Below are 17,427 nucleotides of genomic sequence, written 5' to 3'. Positions count from 1 at the left end.
GCTCAAGCAGGATTTTCCGTCCCTTTTCATGGCGGATATCGAGGGAAATGGACTGTTTGTTCCGGTTGGTGCCGGAAAAATAGGCGGATATTCCATCGTCATTATAGGGCGGGCCCCAGCCCCGGGTCTCATCCCCCTGGGGGGGCTCGACCTTGATCACTTCCGCCCCGTGATCGGAGAGGATCTGCGTGCAGAAGGGACCGCCCAGAACGCGGGAAAGATCGATAACTTTTAATCCGGATAATGCACCTTTACTCGACATGTCTGTCCTTCGTTTTATTATGGTTATGCGGGTGTTTATTTTATCGACCTGTTTGCCGATGTCACTGTAAATATGGTTTCGGCAAAATTTGGATAGACTTCGGCCAGCTTGAGTTTAACAGTCTCATTCAGCAATTCAAGCAGCGCAGGATCGGGCGTGGCTGTCAGCGGAACATCCGGGGTATAGTCAAATCTGAACCCCGTATTGTCGAGGATATCCTCAAGCGAGCTTGTCGGATGGACGGAAACGAGTTGAAAGCGTTTCCGGTCCCGGTCGAACCGGAAGAAGCCCTTGCCGGTCACCAGACCGAACGGGCCGCCCTTGCGGTAAATATTATCTGCGGACGTGCCGGGCGCACTAATGAAATCAACCTTTTCAACCAGCGTCCGCCGTGAATGCTCCTCGCGAAAGAGAATGACTTTCGGGATCAGGTAATAGAGATAGGCGGAGCCAAACGTGCCCGGCCAGCGGGGCTGGGAACGAGGATAATCACCAAGCCCCATCAGATTAATGTTGGCCTCGCCGTCGATCTGTCCACCGCCAAGAAAGAACGCGTCAATTCGCCCTTGCGCCGCGCAGTCAAACAACTCTCCGCCGCCGCCGGTGAAGAAGTTATTGGCGACCGATCCCAGAATATTTACATGCCGGGGGCTGCCCCAGGCGGCATTTGCCAGCAGTGCGGCCGCGCCGGGAATGGGAGAGGCGGCCCCAACCGCCACATGATTGCATCCTTTAAGCAGTCCGGCAATCAGGCAGATCAGGGCTTTCTGGTTATCAGCAACGGTCATGCGGGCAGGCTTTCGCCAAAGACATATTGGTCGAGATACGCGGCAAAGCCGTCATCGGTTTTTGCCGCGTTCACATAGAGTTTCAGATGGGCATCATCCGCCGCCGCGCCCTCCCAGAAGGAAAGCGGCCAGCTGCCGTTTTCAAACTGGCAGATCTTGCCGACATAGAGCGCGGGCAGGACCCCGGCGGCCATTTCCTCGCTGTCAAAGAGGTTACGGTCAGTGATCCGGCTGACAGTCACGAAACTTGTCTTGGAGGCTTGCGCCATATTGACCAGCTCGCGCTTGCGACCGAGCCAGACATTCCCGTCCCGATCCGCGAGCGGGGCGTGAAACAGGGCAATATCGGGCTGGATTGCCGGAATGGCGACGATTGGGTCATCCTCGTTCGAAAAAGGATTTTGCATAACCATCCAGGCGGGATGGTGGGTAAGAAGATCGCTGCCGAGAATCCCCCGGAGCGGCATGAAGGGGATGCCTTTTTGGGAAGCCTGCAGCGCGGCGTGAATAGCGGGACAGGTGGCATCGACGAGATGGATAGTCCCGTTGCGGACGGCCCTGGTGAAACGCGGGGCCGGACCGTATTCGCCGAGCGTGAGAGCGGAGCTTTCAAGCGTCGAGACGCATCCCGCACCGATCAGCAGTTCCGCCTGCAGCCCGCTGGTAGGAACGCCAACAAGATGCAGGTTTCGCACGCGCCGTCGGATCAGGGCGCGCGTTGCCGCCATCGACACCCCGGCATAATCGGCGGGGATGGCCAGCTTGGTGCCATCGGGTACCGCAGTCGCCAGTTCATCGATTTTCACAAATGGCTCAGAAGGGGACATGTTGTTTCTTGTTTCCCGTTAAAATATCTTCTGCCTATTTTGGCTGGTTTCGGATCTCTTTGACAAGGATAAATAGCGACGATCCGATGAGAAGGCAAATGCAGGCATAGATGAAAACGGCGTCATAGGCCCCTGTCAGGTCATAGAGCAGGCCGGAAACGAATGAGCCAGAGGCCATACCGAGACCGCCGCCGACGAAGACGGCACCGTAAATCACACCAAAGCTGCGGCCGCGAAACAGCCGTGAGGCGATTGTGCCAATCATTGGCCCGCGCGAGCCCATCGTCAACCCGAAACATACGATAAAGCCGTATAGAGGGAGCAGATGATCGGATCGGTCGAGCGACCATAGGCACAGGACCGCCGTGATCGTCAGGACATAGCTCAGCATTGCAGTCAGTACCAGTCCGATGCGGAGTGCGAGAAACCCCGCACCGAGCATCCCGACCGGGACGAGCATTCCCGTCAGGCCAAAATTGACCGAGGCTTCGATGGGGGTAAAACCGACCTCTATAAGATAGGTTACCGTCTGGATGACGAGGGCATACATGGCATTGCCGGTGAAGAAGAAAATGGAACCCAGCGCCCAGAACGGCAGCGTCCGCATTGCTTTTCGGAGCGTCCATTCGATCTCCGGCAGAGTGGTATCGAGTTGGCGCGTCAGGTCAGTTTCAATCCGTCCGACGGCGATGCGGCGCCAGGGAAGGAAGACAAGGATCAGAAGCGTCGACAGAACACAGAGGCCGAGCAGGAATTCCGCGTGCCGCCAGCCGAAATTTTCGATGAAGATCTGTGAAAAAGAGAGGCCTAGAAAGGTTCCCGCCCCCAAGGACGAATAGATGATGGCCAACGCCAACGGAAGCTTTTTACGAAACCAGCGACTGGCAAGCGCTGAGTTCGTCACATTGCCGCAGGCGGCCGCGGCAAAGCCGATCAGGACACTGATGCTGAGATAAAACTGCCACAGAGTGTCTGACATGCCAGCTAATATCAGGCCGAGCCCGCCGGAAATCATGCCAAGTCCATAAACATTGCGTGGCCCCAGCCGGTCGAACAATGCCCCGACGAACGGCCCCGATAACCCGGTTACAATGCCGCCAACGGAGTATATCGATGCTACCGTTCCCCGAGTGAAATGAAACTCTTCACTGAGCGGGGAGACCAGATTGGGGAAATTCTCGAACGCGAAACGTCCCGACATGCCGGCCAGAAAGCAGACGGCGAGGACGCCTATGGCAATAGGCGCAAATTCTGTCGATTTCGACTCAGTCAAGAATCCCGCTCCGTTCTCGTTGTTTCTTCTGGGCAGGGGGACCCAATTTTCCTAAGGCTAGCAGATATTTTTACGCATTGATAATGTCGTGGCCTATTCTTTTCGGAAGATGATAGAGGCCAGCCATCCCGCAAGCAGTGCAACAATGTTGGCCGCAATCCCGTAAAGGATAGCATAGTTATGGGCAAACTCGAAAATTGCCCGGCCTAGTCCTGATTTCTTGATAAATAGTGGCGACGACTGGGCGCTGACGAGGTCATTGTCCCGGAACAGGTAAAACTCCGCGACATAATCTCCGACCGGAACATTGGCGGGCAATTCGATGGTTGTCCTGAACAGGGTGTCGCCGAGAAAATAGATAGCCCCTTCCTGATCCGAATAGAGGTTGGTTTCGGATTTTTGCCGGATTACCGCCTCCTGAAACGGCAGGCTGGCATCGACAGCGGCGCCGGAGTGAAAATTAAGCCGCTCGGGGCCAATGCGCAAGCGCTTGAGCGTGCCCGCGGAAGCAATTTCTGTGACTGGCCGGTTGCTGACAATGGCATAGAAGCTCGGAACCTCGGTGAATTCGACGGATGTTGTATTCATCCAGATACCGGCGATCCGGTCTTTACGGCGAACGACGATGTTCTTGTGCGGTCCGCGGACAACAATTATCAGGTCGTCATGCCCGAAACTATCAAGATTACTATCGGATTTTATCGAGCCGAACAGAAGTAATTCGGCACCGGTGAAATCGGAATTCACAGATATCAGACGTGAGGAGATATCGGTAACGAGAGTTGAATCCGCCGTTGCAACCCGCGCCAGATGCAGATTGACAAAACTCAAAAATGCCGCAAATAGGGCTACATTTCCAACTGTTCTGCTAATCTGTCCCATCTAGTTCGCGCCTACGGTGCTGAGTGAATACAGATCGTCAGGAGTAACGACGAGGTCGAAGGCAAGCTTGGCACAGACGAGAATGACCAGAAAGGATAACATGGCGCGCAGTTGTTCACCGCGTAGCCGGGTTCCAAACCGGGTGCCGATTTGTGCGCCGACAACCGAGCTGCTCATCAGCAATATGGCCAGCATGACATCAACGGTCTGCGTCGCAATTGATTGAAGCAGGGTGACGTTGGCGGTTACGAAAATGATTTGGAACAAAGATGTACCGATAACCACGGAAGTCGGCATGCCAAGCAGGTATATCATGGCGGGAACCATGACAAATCCGCCACCCACCCCCATGATACCCGAGAGGATACCGACAAATGTTCCAATGCCGAGCGGCATCAGGGCGCTGATGTAAAGCTTTGACTTGCGAAACCGCATTTTAAACGGCAGGCCATGGATCCAGTAATGCTGGTGAAGTTTTTTGCGGGGCGTGGACCCCCGGTGGCTGCTTATCATGGATTTGATGCTTTCAAAAAACATCAAGCCACCGATGGTGCCAAGAAAGATAACGTAAGAGAGGGAAATCAATAAATCGACCTGGCCAATTGATTTCAGGATCGTGAAAATCCAGGTGCCGATCATTGAACCGACAATACCGCCCACGAGCAGGACCATCCCCATTTTGAAATCGACATTTCCGCGCCGCCAGTGGGCCAGCACGCCGGACACGCTGGCGGCGGTAATCTGGTTGGCGACGGAGGCCACCGCGACTGCGGGGGGAATACCTATAAAAATCAGCAAAGGCGTCATTAGAAAGCCTCCGCCGACCCCGAACATTCCCGACAGCAGTCCAATCGCCCCGCCCATACCCAAGATCAAAAACAGATTGACCGAAATCTCGGCAATGGGCAGATAAACAGTCATTCTACGGGCTGGGCCTTTTTTAAATTTTTGTATCTTGAAGCGGTCGGCACACCGAACTTTCTGGCTATACATGAAATCCCTAAAGAAGGAAAGGGCAGCGCAGCAAAAGTTGTGCATCGCACCGAAAATAGAGTATTTTTGCCACCTGGACCGCTGTTTTCGGGGGAAATAGCCCTGAATACCCAGTTCTTCCCGCCTTGTCTTGAGCCGGGAAAGATGGCCGTGAGTTGTGCAATGCCTCCAAAATGAATCCAGATCAATTGCCGACGGGAAAAAACAGAAACGCGGGAGAGGATTAAATTCCGGCCTTTTCAAGTTCTCGCGGCAATTTGCCACTGAGCCAGGTAAAATACATCCTGAAATCGCTGAGCAGGGACCAGAAGGGATAGCTGAAGGTCGCGGGGCGGTTTTTCTCGATGTAGAAATGCGCAATCCAGGCCGGGCCATAGCCACAGATAAGGGCAAGCAGGATGAGCGACGGCATTTGCAACACGATCGCCAGTATAAGTGCGAACAACGCCAGCGTCGTGCCTAGATAATGCAAATGGCGGCCCTTCGGGCTTGAATGTTCTCGAAGATAATAAGGCCAGAATTCTGCATATGTTTGTATTTTGTTTGCCATTTACGTGGGCTTCCCGTCCTATCTTCCCTGTAGTATACTAAAAAAACTACCCGATTTCCAGTTATCTGCGGGCGCTGGCTTTGTCTTGACGTTTACGTAAACGTCAAGTATAATTGTCGCAACGATAAAATAAACGGGTATGGTATGAATACAAACTCACAGATTAGCATGGAAAACAGGGCCAGCTACTCCATTACCGAGCTTGCCGGGGAATTCAACATCACTTCCCGCACTATTCGCTTTTATGAGGATAAGGGCCTGATAAATCCGGATCGGGAGGGCACTGTCCGCATTTATTCCCGGAGTGACCGGGCGCGGCTCAAGATAATTCTGCGCGGGCGGCGTTTGGGCTTCAGCCTCCAGGATATCAAGAAAATGATGGATCTGTATTCCCCGGAAGGCGAGGCCACCGGGCAGCTCACCTTTACGCTGGAAAAATGTCAGGAGCAGTTGGCCAAACTGGTCGAGCAGCGTCGCGACATCGACGAAGCCATTACCGAGCTTGAAGACGGAATAGAGCAGCTACAGGATCATCTCGCATCGGGAGCGGAAACCGGTAAAAAGTTCAAAAAGACAATCGCGTAAGAATGCTTCCGTCATCGGGTGGCGGTCACTCATTTGTAATCAACCCCTCCGGGGAAGAGTTGAAATTAGCGACAGGCTAAAGGTCCGTCGCCTGAACACAGATCTGAAAGGAAACCGTGATAATGAAGAACGTGGTAATCGCTGGCTATGCTCGTTCCCCCTTCACCCTCGCGAACAAAGGGGAGATGATTAAAATCCGCCCCGATGAAATGGCGGCACAGGTGGTGCGCGGTTTGATCGACAAGAGCGGTGTCAATATCGAGGATATCGAGGATGTGATCATCGGCTGCGCCTTTCCCGAGGCGGAGCAGGGCTTGAACGTCGCCCGCATTATCAGCTTCCTTGCCGGTCTTCCGAAAACGGCGGCGGCGACCACGGTCAACCGCTTCTGCGGCTCCTCCATGCAGGCCATTCATATGGCGGCAGGTGCAATCCAGATGGGCGCCGGGGAGGCTTTTATCTGCGGCGGTATCGAGAGTATGAGCCGGGTGCCCATGGGCGGCTTTAATCCGGCGCCGCATCCGCGCCTTTACAAGGAATATCCTGAGGCTTACGTCTCCATGGGGATCACGGCGGAGAATCTCGCCAAAAAATACAAAATCTCCCGTAAAGAGCAGGAGGAAATGGCCGTCGAAAGCCATGCCCGTGCAGCGGCGGCCCGCGAGGCGGGCAAGTTCACCGACGAAATCATCCCGATTGTCGAGGGCAATATCCGGGTCGAGCAGGATGGCTGTATCCGTCCCGGTACGTCACTGGAAACACTGGCCGGTCTTAAACCGGCGTTTGATGCGGATGGTACGGTCACAGCGGCAACCTCCTCGCCGCTGACCGATGGCGCGTCGGCGACGCTGATCTGTTCTGAGGAATATGCCGACGCGAACGGACTCAAGAAACTCGCGCGGATCAAGTCCATTGCCGTTGTCGGCTGTGCCCCCGAGATCATGGGGATCGGTCCGGTGCAGGCGACCGCCAAGGCGCTGGAGCGTGCTGGATTGACCCTGAAGGATATTGATATTATCGAGCTGAACGAGGCCTTCGCCGCGCAGTCGCTGGCGGTTCTGAAGGAAGCGGGCATGAGTTACGACAACACCAATCTTGATGGCGGCGCCATTGCGCTCGGTCATCCGATGGGAGCGACTGGCGCGCGCATCACCGGCAAGGTTGCCAGCCTGCTGCAGCGCGAGGGTAAGTCCCTCGGCCTCGCTACCCAGTGCATCGGCGGCGGGCAGGGCATTGCGACAATCCTGGAGGCCTGCTGATCATGGCGATTGAGAAAGTTGCCGTTATCGGCGCCGGTGTCATGGGCGCGGCGATTGCCGCCCATGTCGCCAATGCGGGCATCCCGGTTGTGCTGCTCGATATCGTCCCGAAAGACGCGGAGAACCGCAATATGCTGGCGGAGGGCGCGGTTGCGACCCTGCTGAAAACCAAGCCCGCGCCGTTTATGCACAAGAAGAACGCCCGGCTTGTCACCACCGGAAATCTTGAGGACAGCCTTGATCTGGTTGCCGATTGCGACTGGATCTGCGAGGCGATTATTGAGAACCCCAAGCTCAAGCAGGACCTTTATAAGCGGCTCGATACGGTGCGCAAAAAAGGCTCGATCGTCACCTCCAATACCTCGACGATCCCGCTCAAAACCCTCACCGAGGGGCTACCGGCAGACTTCCAGAAGGATTTCGCCATCACCCATTTCTTCAATCCGCCGCGCTATATGCGACTTTTTGAACTGGTTGGCGGCGTCCATACACGCAAAGATGCCCTCAAGGATTTACGCGTCTTCGCTGATGTGGCCCTGGGCAAGGAAGTGATTGACTGTTTCGATACGCCCGGGTTTATCGGCAACCGGATCGGGATTTACTGGTCCTCCGTCGCGACGCAAAGCGCTTATGACCTCGGCCTTAGCGTCGAGGAGGCGGATGCGGTCTGTGGCAAGCCGATGGGCATTCCTTCCACAGGGATTTTTGGCCTTGGCGATCTGACTGGCATTGACCTTGGCCCTAAAGTCATCGCCTCGATGCTGGTGGAATTGCCAAAATCCGACACCTTCGTTCAGGAATATGACGAAAACCACCCGATGGTGCAGACGGTCGCTAAAATGATCGAGGAAGGCTACACCGGTCGTAAGGGCAAGGGTGGCTTCTACCGTATGAACAAGGACGGGGGCAAGAAGACCAAGGAAGCCCGCAACCTCAAAACCGGCGAATACGCCAAGGCCGAAAAGCCTGATCTCGGCTCTGTCAAGGCGGCGCGGAAAGGCCTGCGGGCACTTGTCGAATATGATGACAAGGGCGGCGAATATGCCTGGGCAATTCTCTCCAAGACAATCTCCTACGCGGCCTCGCTTGTCGGCGAAATCGCCGATGATATCATTGCCATCGATCGCGCCATGAAGACCGGTTACGCCTGGAAATACGGCCCGTTCGAGCAGCTCGACCAGCTTGGCAACCAGTATTTCATTGACAGATTGGCCGCCGAGGGCCTGCCGGTTCCGGCGTTTCTCAAGAAAGTAGGGGACCGCCCGCTCTACAAGGAAGAGGGCCGGGATGCACTTTACATGACGCTGGACGGCGATTATGCGGCTGTGCCAATTGCCGATGGCGCCTGGACGCTCGCCGATATCAAGCGCGGGGCCGAGCCTGTCCTGTCGAACAAGGGTGCCAGCATCTGGGACTTGGGCGACGGGGTTGCCTGCCTTGAACTTCACACCAAGATGAACTCCATCGATCAGGACGTCGTCACCATGCTGACCGAGGCCGCAAAGATCGACAAGAAAGGCTTCAAGGCGCTGGTCATCGGGACGGATGCAGATAATTTCTCCGTTGGTGCCAATGTCGGGCTCGTGTTGTTTGCCGCCAATGCCGCCATGTGGCCGGTGATCGAGAACCAGATAGCCGAGGGGCAAACCGCCCTGATGAAGCTGAAATATGCGTCGTTCCCCGTGGTCGCCGCGCCCGCCGGTATGGCGCTTGGCGGCGGCTGCGAGATTGTTCTTGCCGCCGGGGCCGTACAGGCCCATGCCGAAAGCTATATGGGCCTTGTCGAGGTTGGCGTCGGGGTCCTCCCCGGCTTCGGCGGCTGTAAGGAACTGGTGACACGGGCGATCGTCAACAAGAAACGCCCGGGCGGCGCGATGCCCGCGCTTTCCGGTGTGTTCGAGGCTATCTCAACCGCAAAGGTATCGACCAGCGCCGCCGAGGCGCGCGATATGCTGATCCTTCGGGACGGGGATGCCATCACCATGAACCGCAAACGCGTCCTCGCGGATGCCAAGAAAAAGGCGCTCTCGATGGTTGAAGGCTATGCCGCGCCGGAGCCGGTCGAGATCAATCTGCCCGGCCCAACCGCTGCCGCCGCGTTCGATATGGCGGTCTCTGGCTTTGTCTCCATGGGCAGGGCCACCGCCTATGACGGCGTGGTGAGCGGGGCGGTTGCCCGCGTTCTCACCGGCGGCGATACCGATATCACTGAGCCGGTGACGGAAAAGAAAATGCTGCAACTGGAGCGCGAGGGCTTCATGGCCCTGATCCATAACCCCACAACGCTGGACCGGATCGAGCATATGCTGACGACCGGGAAGCCGCTCAGAAACTAGGGTCTCGACCCCTTTAAGGAGTACCGAAATGCCTGTTTACAATGCGCCTGTAAAGGACTTCAAATTCGTCCTAAATGATCTGCTGGGTCTTGACAAAATGACCAATCTGCCCGGGTTCGAGGAGGCGACGCCGGACGTGATTGACGCTATCTTCGAAGAAGGTGCCAAGCTGATGAGCGAGGTAATCCAGCCGCTCAACCTGGTTGGTGACAGCGAGGGCTGTAAATGGAATGACGGTGAGGTCACCACCCCGACCGGGTTCAAGGCCGCCTATGACGAATATCGCGGCGCCGGCTGGATGGGCCTCGATGCCGATCCGGAATATGGCGGACAGGGGCTCCCCCATGTCATCGGCATTGCCTTTGCCGAGATGATGAGTTCCGCGAACATGGCCTTCGGCATGTATCCGGGCCTCACCCACGGGGCCTATGCCGCCATTCATACCCATGGCACCGACGAACAGAAAAAGACGTGGCTTCCAAAAATGGTCACCGGCGACTGGACCGGCACCATGAACCTGACCGAGCCGCAATGCGGCACCGATCTCGGCCTTATGCGCACCAAGGCGGTGCCTGAGAAGGACGGCAGCTATAAAATCTCCGGCACCAAGATTTTTATTTCTGCCGGTGAGCATGACCTCGCCGACAATATCGTCCATCTGGTGCTGGCCAAAATACCGGGCGGACCGGAGGGGATCAAGGGCGTCTCGCTGTTTATTGTGCCGAAATTCCTGCTCGACAAGGACGGGAACCCGGGCACGCGCAACGGTGTCGCCTGTGGCTCGATCGAGCATAAGATGGGCATTCATGGGAATTCCACCTGTGTCATGAATTACGACGAGGCAACCGGCTGGCTGCTGGGCGATGCCCATAAGGGCATGCGCGCCATGTTCACAATGATGAACGCCGCCCGTCTTGGCGTTGGTATTCAGGGCCTGTCGCAGGCGGAGGTCGCCTATCAGAATGCGGTGGTTTATGCGAAGGACCGGCTTCAGGGCCGTTCCATCTCTGGTGTCAAGGCGCCGGAGAAGCCAGCCGACCCGATCATTGTGCATCCCGATATCCGCCGTCAACTGATGACCATCCGTGCCTTTACCGAAGGCGCGCGGGCGCTTGGCCTGTGGGCCGGGTTGCAGGTTGATATAGTGGCAAAGCATCCTGAGGAAGAAACCCGCCGCGCCGCCGACGAGGCACTCTCGCTTCTCACGCCGGTCATCAAGGCCTATTTCACCGATATGGGCTTTGATTCAGCCGCCAACGCTATGCAATGCTACGGCGGTCACGGCTATATCCATGAATGGGGAATGGAGCAATTCGTCCGCGATGCCCGCATCACCCAGATTTATGAGGGCGCCAACGGTATTCAGGCGCTCGACCTCGTCGGCCGCAAGCTACCGCAGAATCTGGGGCGCAACCTGCGCCAGTTCTTCCATCCGGTCGATGCCTTCATCCAGGAAAACATGATGAACCCGGAGTTGAAGGATTTCGTCCTGCCGCTCGCAAAAGCCTTCGCCAAATTGCAGCAGGGAACCGCAATGCTCGGTGAGAAGGGGATGAAGAACCCGGACGAGGCGGGGGCCGGTTCCTCGGAATATTTGCGGATGTTCGGGCTTGTGGCCCTTGGGTTCATGTGGGCGCAGATGGCCAAGATCGCCAAGGCGAAACTGGCTGACGGCGCAGACGATCCCGACTTTTACAAAACAAAGCTGGTCACCGCCCGCTTCTTTTTTGAACGCATGATCCCCGATGTTTCCTCATTGCTTGTGAAAATGAGTGCGGGCTCGAAAACCATGATGGAACTCGACGCGGACGCCTTTTAGGGGCGTTTGTCTCGGAACGTGAGGGGGCGGGGCATTGCTCCGCCTGTTCCCTCAGGGCGAGAGGCTCGCGGAGCTGCCACTATTTTTCCTGATGCATAAATTTTCGGTTTACTCCGCACTTGCATTATGGCATTTCCACCGGAAATATGGTTGTTTTGGGCGCAATTCATTCACACCCGCTTTGCTTTGCGGGGATGGTTGAAGCGTTTATGGTAAAATCAACGACCAAGGAGGACGGCCTCCCTCGTTTCGAGAAGAATGTCCAGGACGTCCTGGCCCTATTAAGGAGCAGGGCTAATGGCCTGGATATATCTACTTATCGCCGGTGTTCTTGAAGTGGTTTGGGCGTATTCGATGAAGCAGTCGGAAGGCTTCAGCCGGTTAGTTCCCTCCGTCATTACGCTAATCACAATGATCGGCAGCTTCGGGCTGTTAGCCATTGCCATGCGAACCATCCCGCTTGGCACCGCGTATGTGATTTGGACGGGTATTGGGGCGGTCGGCGCTTTTATTGTCGGCATCACTTTGTTGGCCGAGCCGGTTAATGCAATGAGAATTGTCGCGGCGTCTCTGATCGTTTCGGGATTAGTGTTGATGAAAGTATCAAGCTCCTCCGTCTGATGTTTCTCATGATAAACGTCACCGGCTATTGTATATGGTGATCTGGACCCCGGACAGGCGGAGCTATTCCATCAACGGTTAAAATCGTATACCCTCTTTTTTGTGGTAACGGGACTGCGGTTTGGGTAAACTACCGCGGGAAATTGACAAATTGTCAATTACAATGAAAATCGCATAAAACATAAGAACAAAGGGTGGCGAGATGATCGAGCGGTCCATTTTCAGTGAAGAGCATAATATCTTTCGGGGGACAGTGCGCCGGTTCTATGAAGAACATATAATCCCTCATCACAGCCAGTGGGAAAAGGATGGGCAGATCAGCCGCGAAGCCTGGGCAGAGGCAGGACGGCAGGGTTTGCTCTGCATGACTATCCCCGAGGAGTACGGCGGGGCCGGGGCGGACAAGCTTTACAGCATCATCATGATGGAGGAACAGGCGCGGGCGGGGACAACCGGGCCGGGATTTGGGCTTCATTCTGAAATTGTCGGGCCCTATATCCTCCATTACGGCACCGAGGAGCAGAAAAAGGAATTCCTGCCGAAAATGGCGCGCGGCGAGATCATCGGCGCCATCGCCATGACCGAGCCCGGCGCCGGATCAGACTTGCAGGGGGTCAAGACGCGGGCCGTGAAGGACGGTGATGAGTATGTCATCAACGGATCGAAGACCTTCATCACCAATGGTTTTATGTGTGACCTTGTTATCGTTGTCACCAAGACCGACCCGGAAGCGGGGGCGAAGGGCACGACGCTGTTTCTGGTTGAGGCAACACGCGATGGCTTCGACAAGGGCCGCAATCTCGACAAGCTTGGATTGAAGGCGCAGGACACGTCAGAGTTGTTTTTTGATGATGTGCGGGTTCCCGCGACGAACATGCTGGGCGAGGAGGGGCGGGGCTTCATCTGCCTGATGAAGGAACTAGCGTGGGAACGACTGCAGATCGCCATCGGCGCAACCTCGACCATGGAGGCGGTGCTCGCCGATACCATCGACTATACAAAGGAACGAAGCGCCTTCGGCAAGAATATCATCGAGTTCCAGAATAGCCGGTTCAAGCTCGCAGAAGTGAAAACACAGGTGCAGATCGCCCGCGTCTTCGTCGATAAATGTATCGAGGAACTGATGAAGGGCACCCTTGATGTAACCACGGCGGCGATGGCGAAATACTGGTGTTCGGACCTCGAAAACAAGATCATCGACGAGTGCCTCCAGCTTCATGGCGGCTACGGGTTCATGTGGGAATATCGCGTCGCCCGCTCCTATGCCGATGCCCGGGTACAGCGCATCTATGGGGGCACGAACGAGATCATGAAGGAGCTGATCGCCCGCGAATTATAGGGACGGAAGTTTGGCGGACTTTTCCGCCGCCGCTGGATAGGGGCTCGAAGCGCCTATTAGGGAAACAGAATGTTTCACGTGAAACGTTTCGCTTAAGTCTTCGCGTGTTTCTAAAATTGGGCTTCCAGTAATTTCTCTTTCGGGTAATTCGTAAACTCCTCCGGGAGCGGGATGGATTTTCGCGTCGCCATATCGAAGTAACAGCCGAGGACGGTCGTGGTCACGGCGATCTTCCCGGTGTCGAGATTGATGAGGTTATGGCCGAAGCGGAATATCTTCCCTTCCGCACCGATCAGGCCGCTCCGGGTCGCAAGTGGCACGGACATTTTTAGTGGCGCATGAAAATCGGATCGGTAATCGAGCGCCGCCGACCCCAGATTTTGACCGCGTAAGGGCCCACGGGAGAGGCCGATGCTTTTCAGGACATGGATGACCGCGTTTGAAAAATAGCCGATAATATGGCGCATTTCGATATTTCCAAAAGAGTCGCATTCCCAGGTATTGACCGAACTCCGCCCGCTTTCAAACATATGATCCAGCGCGACGGGTGGCATCAGGGCGCCGGCAAAGGGCGCGGGGCGATACATTTTCGGATGCTCATCGGAGAGGTCCTCCGCTCGTTTGCGGACTTTGGCAGGCAGCGGGAGCGCCTCTGAACTAATGAGGTCAGTATAGTGCGCGGTGAATTCAAAGACCGACGAGAGCTTATAGAAGGCGGTATCGAAGAGATGGATGAAACCGTGGATAACCTCGCCTTTCACCTCCCGGATGCCACAAAACCCGTGCAGGACCGAGCCGGCATGAAGCTCCGACTTGAACTGAATACGCACAGAGCTGATGGTCAGGCCCTTCTTGTCCTCGCGGATTTGCGCCGGGCTCAGACCGAGGGCGTTCTGTAAATGACCAAAGGCCTGCGAGCATTTGGCCGAGTAGAACTGGACATTCATATGCCCCATCTGGTCGCATTCCCACGCATTGACGGTGCCGCGATACCCGGGGATCAGCTTGTTCATGCCACATCCTCCGTCTCAACCGTGAGGTCCTTTATTTTCTCCCGCATCGGCAGCGTCAGGGGAATGGCCTTGCGGGCGTCAAGATCCATATAGGCGGCGGTCATGATATTCACCATGGCGAGTTCGCCGGTCGCACTGTTGAACAGCTTGTTCTGAAGGGTCAGGGTCTTCTCCGAGGTTCCGAGAGCCGCCGTTTCCATATGGATGATATCGCCGGCGAGCAGCTCCGCCTCAAAGCTGATTTCCTGCTGGACAGAGACGAGCGCCCGCTTGCCGGCCTTAATATCCGCCGCCGGGATGCCGATCATATAACAGATATTCCAGATCGCATGACTGACTGTAGCGGCATAGAACTGGATGTTCATATGGCCCAGAAAATTACATTCGCTGGCGAGGACCTGCCCGCGATAACTCTCAATATATCCGCTCATGTAGGGGAAACTCCTATCTCTCTCACGGTGGTTATTCTTGTTTTTTCCTTAATAGCATTCGTTGGAGGTAGCGGTCGACCCTTTCTTCGCCGTCCTCCCCCATTGCGCCAAGGGGGGCGTTCGCCGACAGCATCAACACCCCGGTTATGAAGGCGATGGCATCAAGGGTTTCGCGTTGCGCATCGACGGGGGGGAAGCCAACCGTGCCGTGAAGCCAGTTGGCCATAATACCTAACGTTGGTATTAACCGGTTATTTATAATAGTAAGGAAATTAGCATCAGGGGAGGGTGCGCGGTCCGGGTCCGGTGAAAGACAGTTGAGGTATAGTTGGCGGTCTTTCCCGTTACGCACAAAATGGCGATAAAAAAGGCGAAAGGGGTTAGCCTCTCCCGCGCCCAGGGTCCCGGGGGACAGTGATTTCCGGATCTGGCGGGCAAGTTGGCTGAAGGTTTCGGCCAGCAGCTCCGCCTCTATTTCCTCCTTGCTGCCAAAATAGGCATAGGTCGCGCCAAGCGAATATCCCGCCTCCCGGGCGATGTCGCGCATGGTGAGCCCGTCGGCACCTGTGCTGTCATAAAGTCGCCGGGCCGCCGCTACAAATTGTTGGCGCTTGAAGGCCCTGACCGTATCCTTCCGTGTAACGCTGGCCGGTGATGCCATTAGAAATTTCCTTCCTGCCGAAAAAATATATAAACATAATATAGATATATGAACGTCGTTCAATACAATATAGCAATTCCACCATTACTTTTATTTTCCTTTTTTCGACGGAATGTCATTTCCCCTTACGTAGAAGGGATAAGTCACATAACTGAAGGAGACTTAATCTGATGAAACGTAAAATTATAATTGGCGCCCTGCTTACTGTTCTTGCTGTTCCGGTGATCGCTTTTGCGAATACAGATGGATCCGATAAGGGAATGCATAAAGGCGGCATGTTCGAGCGGATGGACGCCAACAAAGACGGCCAGGTCACCTTCGAGGAGATGACAGAGCGATCCGGCGACTGGTTTAAAAAGCTCGATAAAGATGGTGACGGCGCTGTCACCATGGAAGAGATAACCATCCGTAAAAAAACATTCTTTGACAAGATGGATACCGATAAAAACGGGTCGATCAGTAAGGAAGAGGCACAGGCCTTCCGGGATATGCACCGGGACGCAAAAAAGCAGAAGCATGGCGATCGCTTCCTGAAACATTTTGATGCGAACGGTGACGGTATCATCTCGAAGGAAGAGTATGAAACGATCACCATCAAGCGCTTTGAGACTGCCGATACCAACGGCGACGGCAATATTTCCGCCGATGAAATCTCAAACCTGATGCCGCACCGGGGCGACAAGCACAAGGGATAAACTTACTCCCTTCTGCGACCTTGCTAGTGTTTGCAATCAAAGGCCCTCATTCCCCCGGAATGAGGGTTTTTTGCGGAAAACCGGGAGAGGCTTAAGAAAAAGGCGTTATTATACTTGACGTACTCGTTAGGTGATCTGGTATGAATATTCTGGATCACAAGTGGGGAGAGTTTGCCGGTGGAGACAACGTTTGGGGATAAGTCGCAGGCCTTCGACACTCTGAAATTTGGCGTCATGTCATGGTCGCTTTAAGGGCGTTCATTGATGAGTCCAGTGACGGACACCTTTTGGTTCTTGGCGGTGCTGTCGCGGATGTTGCCAGTTGGGCCGCGTTTTCTGCGGAATGGGGGGGAATTCTGCCCTTAGGACCAATCCGCAAAGATGGTAAGCGTCACTTCAAGTTTTCGGAGATGGCAGGCCGAACTGATGACATGCCCGCCTTTTGGCATGTGCTGCAACAACACGTCCGCTTTCTGGTTGCCAGTGTGATTGAGATCCCGGCGCTTTGCGCTGCGCAATCTCGTGTCAAAACGGTGTCTCCTATTAAGTGGGGACCTCATTGCGATCCGTGGATCGTCGCGTTTAGAAACTTGATGGATGGCTTTCATCGGCGACGCGGTGAGTTCTCTACACTTTTGGATGATGGCGACAAAGTCGATTTTTACTTCGATAACCATTCAAACGAACGAAAAATTGTCGATGGCTGGGAGGCTTATCTGGCTGGTCTCTCACCAGAAGAACGAAGCCGCTTTGGTCTAAAGCCAAGGTTTGAAGACGATACCGAATTTCTCCCGCTGCAAGCCGCTGACTTTGTCGCTGGATTATCTCGCAGCACCGGGCGCACCGCGCAAGGTAAGGCCGTGAACGAAATACTTACCAGGCATGGGAAGCGGAAAATCCCATTGCTTGTGCTGTCCATGAAAGAAGATGCGCTGGTTCCGTGGCTAGCCAGCCGATTGCACAACCAAGGTTGGCCTATTCACGACGCCAAAACCGGTCAACGTTTGCGAGGTGCGGATGACCCTGTCTCTTGAGCAATCTTCTTCATTATCCGCTCAAACTTTTGTTCGGCCTCTGCGGTGCTTAATTCGCC

General features: G+C 55.2%; 18 protein-coding genes. 8 read left to right on the top strand and 10 right to left on the bottom strand.

All coding sequences use genetic code 11. The features are described 5' to 3' along the window. The 7 genes from ACESNI_RS09615 to ACESNI_RS09585 all read right to left on the bottom strand — a co-directional run. The coding region (locus tag ACESNI_RS09615) for a CoA transferase (RefSeq protein ID WP_373086356.1) at nucleotides 1–262 on the bottom strand (262 nt) is incomplete at its 3' end. Between the two features lie 35 nt (nucleotides 263–297). Beyond that, nucleotides 298–1,050 (bottom strand): CoA-transferase, encoded by a 753-nt coding sequence (locus ACESNI_RS09610; protein WP_373086355.1) that lies wholly within the window; start codon nucleotides 1,048–1,050, stop codon nucleotides 298–300. Continuing rightward, nucleotides 1,047–1,877, bottom strand: coding sequence for a CoA transferase subunit A (locus ACESNI_RS09605; RefSeq protein WP_373086354.1), 831 nt, complete (start codon nucleotides 1,875–1,877; stop codon nucleotides 1,047–1,049). Before ACESNI_RS09605 ends, ACESNI_RS09610 begins: the two co-directional genes overlap by 4 nt. Nucleotides 1,878–1,911: 34 nt before the next feature. Further along, complete coding sequence (locus ACESNI_RS09600) at nucleotides 1,912–3,150, bottom strand: MFS transporter (protein ID WP_373086353.1); 1,239 nt, start codon at nucleotides 3,148–3,150, stop codon at nucleotides 1,912–1,914. Nucleotides 3,151–3,243: 93 nt separating this feature from the next. Then, nucleotides 3,244–4,032, bottom strand: coding sequence for a TIGR02186 family protein (locus ACESNI_RS09595; RefSeq protein ID WP_373086351.1), 789 nt, complete (start codon nucleotides 4,030–4,032; stop codon nucleotides 3,244–3,246). Further along, nucleotides 4,033–4,953, bottom strand: coding sequence for a sulfite exporter TauE/SafE family protein (locus ACESNI_RS09590; RefSeq protein WP_373086349.1), 921 nt, complete (start codon nucleotides 4,951–4,953; stop codon nucleotides 4,033–4,035). It lies immediately after the preceding gene. Nucleotides 4,954–5,248: 295 nt separating this feature from the next. Next, a complete protein-coding gene (locus ACESNI_RS09585) occupies nucleotides 5,249–5,575 on the bottom strand; it encodes an Mpo1-like protein (RefSeq protein ID WP_373086347.1) in 327 nt (108 codons plus the stop codon). A gap of 144 nt (nucleotides 5,576–5,719) precedes the next feature. Here ACESNI_RS09585 and ACESNI_RS09580 point away from each other — a divergent pair, with 144 nt between their 5' ends. The 6 genes from ACESNI_RS09580 (at nucleotide 5,720) to ACESNI_RS09555 (ending at nucleotide 13,534) form a co-directional block, all read left to right on the top strand. Next, nucleotides 5,720–6,160, top strand: a complete 441-nt coding sequence (locus tag ACESNI_RS09580; RefSeq protein ID WP_373086345.1) for a MerR family DNA-binding transcriptional regulator — start codon at nucleotides 5,720–5,722, stop codon at nucleotides 6,158–6,160. Between the two features lie 122 nt (nucleotides 6,161–6,282). Next, nucleotides 6,283–7,419, top strand: a complete 1,137-nt coding sequence (locus ACESNI_RS09575) for an acetyl-CoA C-acyltransferase (protein WP_373086343.1) — start codon at nucleotides 6,283–6,285, stop codon at nucleotides 7,417–7,419. Between the two features lie 2 nt (nucleotides 7,420–7,421). Next, nucleotides 7,422–9,755, top strand: coding sequence for a 3-hydroxyacyl-CoA dehydrogenase/enoyl-CoA hydratase family protein (locus tag ACESNI_RS09570; RefSeq protein ID WP_373086341.1), 2,334 nt, complete (start codon nucleotides 7,422–7,424; stop codon nucleotides 9,753–9,755). Between the two features lie 28 nt (nucleotides 9,756–9,783). After that, a complete protein-coding gene (locus ACESNI_RS09565) occupies nucleotides 9,784–11,574 on the top strand; it encodes an acyl-CoA dehydrogenase C-terminal domain-containing protein (protein WP_373086339.1) in 1,791 nt (596 codons plus the stop codon). Between the two features lie 297 nt (nucleotides 11,575–11,871). Further along, nucleotides 11,872–12,195, top strand: coding sequence for a multidrug efflux SMR transporter (locus tag ACESNI_RS09560; RefSeq protein ID WP_373086337.1), 324 nt, complete (start codon nucleotides 11,872–11,874; stop codon nucleotides 12,193–12,195). Nucleotides 12,196–12,397: 202 nt separating this feature from the next. Next, nucleotides 12,398–13,534 carry an acyl-CoA dehydrogenase family protein gene (locus ACESNI_RS09555; protein ID WP_373086335.1) on the top strand — a complete coding sequence of 379 codons (1,137 nt, stop codon included), beginning with the start codon at nucleotides 12,398–12,400 and terminating at the stop codon, nucleotides 13,532–13,534. Nucleotides 13,535–13,644: 110 nt separating this feature from the next. Here the strand turns inward: ACESNI_RS09555 and ACESNI_RS09550 are convergent, their stop codons facing one another. The 3 genes from ACESNI_RS09550 to ACESNI_RS09540 are packed head-to-tail and all read right to left on the bottom strand — an operon-like array spanning nucleotide 13,645 to nucleotide 15,639. Continuing rightward, nucleotides 13,645–14,547, bottom strand: coding sequence for a thioesterase family protein (locus ACESNI_RS09550; protein WP_373086333.1), 903 nt, complete (start codon nucleotides 14,545–14,547; stop codon nucleotides 13,645–13,647). Further along, complete coding sequence (locus tag ACESNI_RS09545) at nucleotides 14,544–14,978, bottom strand: acyl-CoA thioesterase (RefSeq protein ID WP_373086331.1); 435 nt, start codon at nucleotides 14,976–14,978, stop codon at nucleotides 14,544–14,546. Before ACESNI_RS09545 ends, ACESNI_RS09550 begins: the two co-directional genes overlap by 4 nt. 31 nt (nucleotides 14,979–15,009) lie before the next feature. Continuing rightward, nucleotides 15,010–15,639, bottom strand: a complete 630-nt coding sequence (locus ACESNI_RS09540; protein ID WP_373086329.1) for a TetR/AcrR family transcriptional regulator — start codon at nucleotides 15,637–15,639, stop codon at nucleotides 15,010–15,012. A 170-nt stretch (nucleotides 15,640–15,809) separates the two neighbouring features. Between ACESNI_RS09540 and ACESNI_RS09535 the strand changes: the two genes are divergently transcribed. Together ACESNI_RS09535 and ACESNI_RS09530 are read left to right on the top strand one after the other, a co-directional pair. Then, complete coding sequence (locus tag ACESNI_RS09535) at nucleotides 15,810–16,334, top strand: EF-hand domain-containing protein (protein ID WP_373086327.1); 525 nt, start codon at nucleotides 15,810–15,812, stop codon at nucleotides 16,332–16,334. A 239-nt stretch (nucleotides 16,335–16,573) separates the two neighbouring features. Beyond that, on the top strand, nucleotides 16,574–17,368 hold the full coding sequence (locus ACESNI_RS09530; RefSeq protein ID WP_373086325.1) for a DUF3800 domain-containing protein: 795 nt from the start codon (nucleotides 16,574–16,576) through the stop codon (nucleotides 17,366–17,368). The last annotated feature ends 59 nt before the right edge of the window (nucleotides 17,369–17,427 follow it).

This window comes from Sneathiella sp. (assembly GCF_041689005.1).
Taxonomy (GTDB): domain Bacteria; phylum Pseudomonadota; class Alphaproteobacteria; order Sneathiellales; family Sneathiellaceae; genus Sneathiella.
This window is presented reverse-complemented; position numbering and strand designations above follow the sequence as displayed.

What these genes read in the sequence shown, in the direction of transcription:
- ACESNI_RS09550 (WP_373086333.1), bottom strand. Translation starts at nt 14,547, where the DNA reads ATGAACAAGCTGATCCCCGGGTATCGCGGCACCGTCAATGCGTGGGAA.
- ACESNI_RS09540 (WP_373086329.1), bottom strand. Translation starts at nt 15,639, where the DNA reads ATGGCATCACCGGCCAGCGTTACACGGAAGGATACGGTCAGGGCCTTC.
- ACESNI_RS09570 (WP_373086341.1), top strand. Translation starts at nt 7,422, where the DNA reads ATGGCGATTGAGAAAGTTGCCGTTATCGGCGCCGGTGTCATGGGCGCG.
- ACESNI_RS09555 (WP_373086335.1), top strand. Translation starts at nt 12,398, where the DNA reads ATGATCGAGCGGTCCATTTTCAGTGAAGAGCATAATATCTTTCGGGGG.
- ACESNI_RS09605 (WP_373086354.1), bottom strand. Translation starts at nt 1,877, where the DNA reads ATGTCCCCTTCTGAGCCATTTGTGAAAATCGATGAACTGGCGACTGCG.
- ACESNI_RS09560 (WP_373086337.1), top strand. Translation starts at nt 11,872, where the DNA reads ATGGCCTGGATATATCTACTTATCGCCGGTGTTCTTGAAGTGGTTTGG.
- ACESNI_RS09580 (WP_373086345.1), top strand. Translation starts at nt 5,720, where the DNA reads ATGAATACAAACTCACAGATTAGCATGGAAAACAGGGCCAGCTACTCC.
- ACESNI_RS09610 (WP_373086355.1), bottom strand. Translation starts at nt 1,050, where the DNA reads ATGACCGTTGCTGATAACCAGAAAGCCCTGATCTGCCTGATTGCCGGA.
- ACESNI_RS09575 (WP_373086343.1), top strand. Translation starts at nt 6,283, where the DNA reads ATGAAGAACGTGGTAATCGCTGGCTATGCTCGTTCCCCCTTCACCCTC.
- ACESNI_RS09590 (WP_373086349.1), bottom strand. Translation starts at nt 4,953, where the DNA reads ATGACTGTTTATCTGCCCATTGCCGAGATTTCGGTCAATCTGTTTTTG.
- ACESNI_RS09595 (WP_373086351.1), bottom strand. Translation starts at nt 4,032, where the DNA reads ATGGGACAGATTAGCAGAACAGTTGGAAATGTAGCCCTATTTGCGGCA.
- ACESNI_RS09565 (WP_373086339.1), top strand. Translation starts at nt 9,784, where the DNA reads ATGCCTGTTTACAATGCGCCTGTAAAGGACTTCAAATTCGTCCTAAAT.
- ACESNI_RS09535 (WP_373086327.1), top strand. Translation starts at nt 15,810, where the DNA reads ATGAAACGTAAAATTATAATTGGCGCCCTGCTTACTGTTCTTGCTGTT.
- ACESNI_RS09545 (WP_373086331.1), bottom strand. Translation starts at nt 14,978, where the DNA reads ATGAGCGGATATATTGAGAGTTATCGCGGGCAGGTCCTCGCCAGCGAA.
- ACESNI_RS09585 (WP_373086347.1), bottom strand. Translation starts at nt 5,575, where the DNA reads ATGGCAAACAAAATACAAACATATGCAGAATTCTGGCCTTATTATCTT.
- ACESNI_RS09530 (WP_373086325.1), top strand. Translation starts at nt 16,574, where the DNA reads ATGGTCGCTTTAAGGGCGTTCATTGATGAGTCCAGTGACGGACACCTT.